Genomic DNA, 5340 nt, shown 5'->3' on the forward strand with positions numbered 1-5340 from the left:
GGCGAGCACGGCGGTGTGGGCGGCGTGGGCGCGCGGGAAGGCGGCCATGGACGGGCCGGGCACGGCGGGCGGGGGCGGCGGGAGCAGCTCGACGAGCGCGTGCACGCCCTCCTCGCGGGGGTCGAGGCCGAGCAGTTCGGCGAGGTCGGCGTCGGGGAAGCGGAGCCGGGCGGTGGCTTCCTGCCCGTCGGTGACCGCGAGGGCCTGCGCCACCTGGATCCCGGCCTCCAGGCAGGCGAGCCGGTAGTGCATCTCGCCGTACTTCGCGGCGAGCCGCCAGAACACGTTGGTCTGCACGAGTACCGTGGCGGCCGGCCGGGAGGCGACCCGGCCGAGGTGGTCGCCCGCGCGCAGGCGGACCAGGTCGTGGCGGGCCGGGTCGTAGTAGTGGACGCCGGTCGGCACCCCGGAGTCGGGGCCGGCGATCACGTACCACTCGGCGCTGTAGCGGGCGCCGCCCGACGGGGTCGGTCGCCTGGTGACCAGCCACTGCAGCGGGTCGTCGTCGGGGATCGCGTCGAAGCCGTCGGTGAAGGGCAGCATGTCCAGTGGTGTCAGCCACTGCGCGCGGGTGATGCCGCCGAGGTCGGCGAGCAGTCGGCCGAGCCGGTGCCCGGCGCGCTCGGGCGGCCAGGGCAGCGGGTGCCGCGGCGCGCCCGGGTAGCTCTTGACGACCCGGGGCGGGAACGCCTGCGGGTCGGCCACCTCGGTCGGGGTGTGCACGTCCTCCTGGTAGCGGGTGACCGGGTCGTTCACGGTCACACCGCGCACAGGTCGAAGGCGGTGCGGGTCAGCAGCAGCCGCAGGTGGGACTCCTGGGCCAGGCCGATGCCGAGCCGGTTGCACATCAGGTGCGCGCACCGCTCCACGATCAGCTGCGGCACCACGTGGTTGATGTGGTCCAGGACGTCGGCGGGCGCCTCGAAGCTCGGGTACGCGTCCAGCCGGTCGAGCAGTTCGAGGCGGACCAGGGTGTCGTTCAGGTCCCTGGTGCTCGCCAGCCAGGTGCCCGCCACCGACCCGTCGGGCAGTGCCACGCCCCGGGTGGCCGCCCACACCGCCTCCAGGGTGGAGCGCAGCCGGGCCTTGTTGGCCTCGTAGTGTCGTTCGAACGCCGGTGTGCCGATCAGCTGCGCGGCCTGACCGCCGCTCTCGACCATGAACCGTGCCTGGTAGGCGAGTTCGGGCAGAATGCCGGTGAACAGGGTGCGGTTGGCGGCCAGCATGGCGAAGGCGTCCATGGCGCGCTGCCCCGGGGTGCGGCCGCGGGCGATCAGCTCCAGGGCCAGCGCGCTGGCCGCCATCAGCTGCCGCTCGACCGCCTCCAGCGAGCGGCCGGTGCCGAACACCCCGGTCTCCGGCCGGTAGTCGACGAACGCGACCGAGTTGTCCGGGTGGAGTTCCGTGTCGTAGGCGGCCATCCGTTCCAGCGCTGCCAGGCCCGGTGCGGAGTCGGCGTACTCCTGCGGGGTCATCGGGGATCCGGACGGCGAGGTCCGGTAGAACTCCGCGGCGGTCTCCTCGATGACGGCCCGGACCTCCGCGGCCCGCTCGGGGTCGGTGAGCACCCGCAGCCGGACGTGCGGGCCGCCCTCCCAGTAGCGCAGGAAGAAGAAGCCCTCGGCCTGCCCGGCCCGGCGCAGCCGCTCGACGGCGGGCCGGACGGCGCCGACGACCAGGGCGTCCTGGTCGCCGTGGTAGTGGAGGTGGGCGCTGACCCAGGTGCGTGCGGCCGTCGCGGGCGGCTCCGGCAGGTCGGCCGGGGCGGACGCAACGGGCAGGTCAGGTGTGTCGGACATGGGTGACTCCGGGCTCGTTGAGTTCCACGATGTACTCGGCGACGCGCTCGCCGCGGATCCGGCCGGGGTCCGGCAGGGTCTCGGTCATCTGCACGATCGCGTCCGGCTCGGCGAGCCGACGTTCCAACCCGAGCAGCAGCAGCATGCTCGCGAAGTCCACGTAGGTGGGTTTGGTGTCGTTGCGCGGGGCCCGGCCGCCGCCCCCGGCCAGGGTGGCCGGGTCGAGCACGGTCACGAAGCACCGCTCGGGGATGCCGTGTTCGGCCAGCCATCCGGCCGTCCGCAGCATCCAGGCCGCGTCGGTGGCGGCGTCGGCGCGCCGGGGCATCCGGTCCGCGCGGGTCATCCACACGGCGCGGCGCAGCACCACCGTGCCGACCGTCAGCCGCGGAAGGCGGCGCACGCCGGTGTCGGTGCGCGGGTCCGAGGTCATCCGGAGTTCGGTGTGCGCGCCGAACCAGGTGGTGGACTCGCCGAAGGCCTCGACCATGAACCGTGCGGCGGGTGGCAGCAGCCGGTCGCCGAGGCCGGGGTGGACGGGGCAGATCTGCCGGCCGAGCCGTCGTGACACCAGCTGGAGCAGCCCGTCGCCGCCGCGCCGCACCGACAGGTCGTTGACCGGCAGCCGGTCGTCCGGGTCGCGGAGGCTGCGCACGCCGGGGTAGTCGACGACCAGCCGCACCCCGGGCTTCCTGACGTTGACCGCGGACCTGGCCACGGCCTCGAACTCGGCGAACAGCACCTCGCCGCGGCCGGCGGCCGGTCCGTGGTCGGCCGGTGCGTCGGTGTGCAGGTCGAGCCCGTCCAGGATCTGCCGCACCCGGTTCCGGCCGCGGCCGAATCCGCAGCTGACGGTGTTGACCACCAGCTCGTGGCCCTGCGCGGTGGCGGCGAGTTGGCAGTAGGCGGCCACGGAGGTGGGGGTGCGCACCCAGCCCGGCCACTCCTTGGCGAGCGTGCGGATCTCCTCCGGGTCGATGCGGACCACCCCGTCCGGGTCGGGTGCCCGCTCGCCCAGCAGCCGCTTGGCGGCGGCGCGCAGGTGCTGCAGTTCGCGCAGCGCGTCCCCGAGTCCGTGTCCGGGTCCGTCCCCGGGGCCGTCCCCGGCGGCGGGCGCGGGGGCGGCGTTCTGCTGCTCGGTCAGCACGTCCCGGTAGAACACCAGCAGCGGGACCTCGGCCCCGGCCGGGTACCGGTCGCGGAACAGCCGGCTCAGGGTCAGTTTGGCGGGCAGGTCGGGCCCGATCAGGCCGAGCAGGGTGCGCACGGCGTCCAGGTCGTCCAGCAGGGGCTGCCAGCGTTCCAGGTCCAGCACGGCGGCGGTGCCCGGGTGGACGGCGTTCTCGTAGAAGCTGTACCGGGCGAACTCCTTGGCCAGCTTGGGGTTGTGCAGGTGGGCGTGGTCACCCGCCTCGCGCAGGGCGGTGTCCAGGCCGCGGACCACGGCGTCGCGGACGGCGACCCGGGCTGCGGGCGCGGCGATGGTCGGGTAGGCCGACAGCGCCTCCTGCACCGCGTGCAGGGTCCGGTCCAGCTCCTGCAGGCCTGGCCGGCGCAACCGGTGCAGCCAGGAGCGCAGGTCGGCGACCGGGTCCGGGCTCTGGTCGGCGAGCGGCGGGACGGGCTCCAGCACGCCGAGGGTGACCAGGCGGCGCAGGAAGGCGTCGGCCTGGTGTCCGTCGGCCGCCCGGGCCAGCAGTGCGCCGCGCAGCTCGTCCGGGGTGGTGCCGTGCGTGGTCACGTCGAGGACCCGGCGCAGCGTCGGGGTGAGCGCGAGGCCGTGCACGTGCTCGACCGGACGGCGGCCGAGGAAGACCAGTGTGTCGCCGACGACGGTGGCGCTCGGGTTGATCCGGATCGGGCAGCCGCCGGCGACGTCCGGGCGTTCGCCGACGGCGCGGGCGATCCGGTGCAGCGTGCCGATGCTGACCTCGGTGCCGGTCGGGGCGGTGCCCTGGTGCTCCGTCAGCCGTGCGGACGGTTCGACGATGTCGTCGGACGTTCCCCAGGCGGCCAGTCCGCTGCTGGTGAAGGTGGAGTAGGGGCTGGTCTTGGCGGCGGAGCGGGCCAGGTATTCTCCCTCGGCATGGGCCAGCGGCTGGGCATCGCGGCGGCGCTGCTGGGCGATCCGGCGACCGTGATGCTGGACGAGCCGGTGAACGGTCTCGACCCGGAGGGCGTGCTGTGGATCCGCAACCTCCTGTCCGGCCTCGCCGCCGAGGGCCGCACCGTCTTCGTGTCCTCGCACCTGATGAGCGAGGTCGCGCTGGTCGCCGACCACCTGATCGTCGTCGGGCGCGGCCGGCTGCTCGCCGACACCACCGTGCAGGAGCTCGTCCGGCAGGCCGGCGGGGACGTGGTGAAGGTCGCCACCGCCGACCCGGCCCGGCTGCGGGAGGTCCTCGCCGGGCCCGGTGTCGAGATCACCGGGCAGGCCGGCTCCGAGGAGCTGCTGGTCTCCGGGGCGACGGCGCGCGCCATCGGCCTGAAGGCCGCCGAGCACGGCATCGCCCTGTTCGAGCTGGCCACCCGGACCGTCTCCCTGGAGGAGGCCTTCATGGACCTGACCCGGGACGCCGTGGAGTACCACGGCTCCACCACCGGCATCGAATCCGAGGAGCGTGCCGCATGAGCACCGTCGCACCGAACCGGGCCCCGGCGGCCACCGCCGAGCGGCCGGCCCGTCCCGGCTACAGGGTGACCGGAGCGCGTGTCCTGCGCTCGGAGTGGGCGAAGATGTGGTCGCTGCGCTCGACCTGGATCACCCTGGGCCTCGGCCTGTTCTTCCTGGTGGCGTTCGGCCTGATCGCCGCGTACCAGTTCAAGTCGCGGATCACCTCGGGCCGGCCGATGGACCGGGACTTCGCCTCCGCCTCCGCGCTCAGCCTGTCGCTGTTCGGCACGAACTTCGCGCAGCTGGCCCTCGGCGTCCTCGGTGTCCTGGTCGCCGCCGGCGAGTACTCGACCGGCATGATCCGCTCCACCCTGGCCGCGGTGCCGCGTCGCCTGCCCGTCCTGTGGTCGAAGGCCGTGGTGTTCGGTGCGGTCGCGTTGCTCGTCGGTACCGCCGGGGTGTTCGCCGCCTTCGTCGTCGACAGCCGCATCGTCTCGGGCACCCGTGCCGCGATGGTCCTGTCGGACGCCGGCGTGGTGCGCGGCCTGTTCGGTGCGGGTCTCTACCTCGGGCTGGTCGGGGTGATCGGTGTCGCCCTGGGTGTGCTGCTGCGGTCGGTGGCGGGCGGCATCTCGGTGCTGGTGGCGTCGCTGATGCTCGTCCCGGGCCTGGTGTCGCTGCTGCCGAGTTCGTGGCAGGACGACATCGCACCCTACCTGCCGAGCCACGCCGGCGAGGCGATGTTCACCCTGCACCACGATGCTTCGACGCTGTCGCCGACGGCCGGCCTGGTGGTCTTCGTCGTGTGGACGGTCGCGGCACTGGCCGGCGCGGCCGTCCGCCTGGTGCGCAGCGACGCCTGAGACCCTGCGCCCGTCGCGGTGCCCGGCGGTGTCCGGGCACCGCGGCGGCCGTCCCGCCCATCAT

At 74.2% G+C, this 5340-nt stretch carries 4 protein-coding genes and 1 pseudogene; 2 read left to right on the top strand and 3 right to left on the bottom strand.

Annotated features, from left to right (window positions below; all coding sequences use genetic code 11):
• The 3 genes from ABZ641_RS24855 to ABZ641_RS24865 all read right to left on the bottom strand — a co-directional run.
• A partial coding sequence (locus ABZ641_RS24855; RefSeq protein WP_359985034.1) for a SagB/ThcOx family dehydrogenase occupies positions 1-756 on the bottom strand: 756 nt, incomplete at its 3' end.
• Between the two features lie 2 nt (positions 757-758).
• Positions 759-1799 (bottom strand): lantibiotic dehydratase C-terminal domain-containing protein, encoded by a 1041-nt coding sequence (locus ABZ641_RS24860; protein ID WP_344623353.1) that lies wholly within the window; start codon positions 1797-1799, stop codon positions 759-761.
• Positions 1783-3927: a lantibiotic dehydratase gene (locus ABZ641_RS24865; protein ID WP_359985037.1), complete on the bottom strand. Its 2145-nt coding sequence runs from the start codon at positions 3925-3927 to the stop codon at positions 1783-1785. Before ABZ641_RS24865 ends, ABZ641_RS24860 begins: the two co-directional genes overlap by 17 nt.
• On the opposite strand from ABZ641_RS24865, the pseudogene ABZ641_RS24870 reads away from it, so the two are divergent.
• Both ABZ641_RS24870 and ABZ641_RS24875 read left to right on the top strand, forming a co-directional pair.
• A pseudogene (locus ABZ641_RS24870) lies at positions 3874-4431 on the top strand (ABC transporter ATP-binding protein); the annotation flags it as partial. The gene ABZ641_RS24865 and the pseudogene ABZ641_RS24870 overlap by 54 nt on opposite strands.
• Positions 4428-5276, top strand: a complete 849-nt coding sequence (locus tag ABZ641_RS24875; protein ID WP_344626109.1) for an ABC transporter permease — start codon at positions 4428-4430, stop codon at positions 5274-5276. The pseudogene ABZ641_RS24870 and the gene ABZ641_RS24875, both read left to right, overlap by 4 nt.
• Positions 5277-5340: the final 64 nt, after the last annotated feature.

This window comes from Kitasatospora sp. NPDC007106, from assembly GCF_040634455.1.
Taxonomy (GTDB): domain Bacteria; phylum Actinomycetota; class Actinomycetes; order Streptomycetales; family Streptomycetaceae; genus Kitasatospora; species Kitasatospora arboriphila.

What these genes read in the sequence shown, in the direction of transcription:
- ABZ641_RS24860 (WP_344623353.1), bottom strand. Translation starts at nt 1,799, where the DNA reads ATGTCCGACACACCTGACCTGCCCGTTGCGTCCGCCCCGGCCGACCTG.
- ABZ641_RS24875 (WP_344626109.1), top strand. Translation starts at nt 4,428, where the DNA reads ATGAGCACCGTCGCACCGAACCGGGCCCCGGCGGCCACCGCCGAGCGG.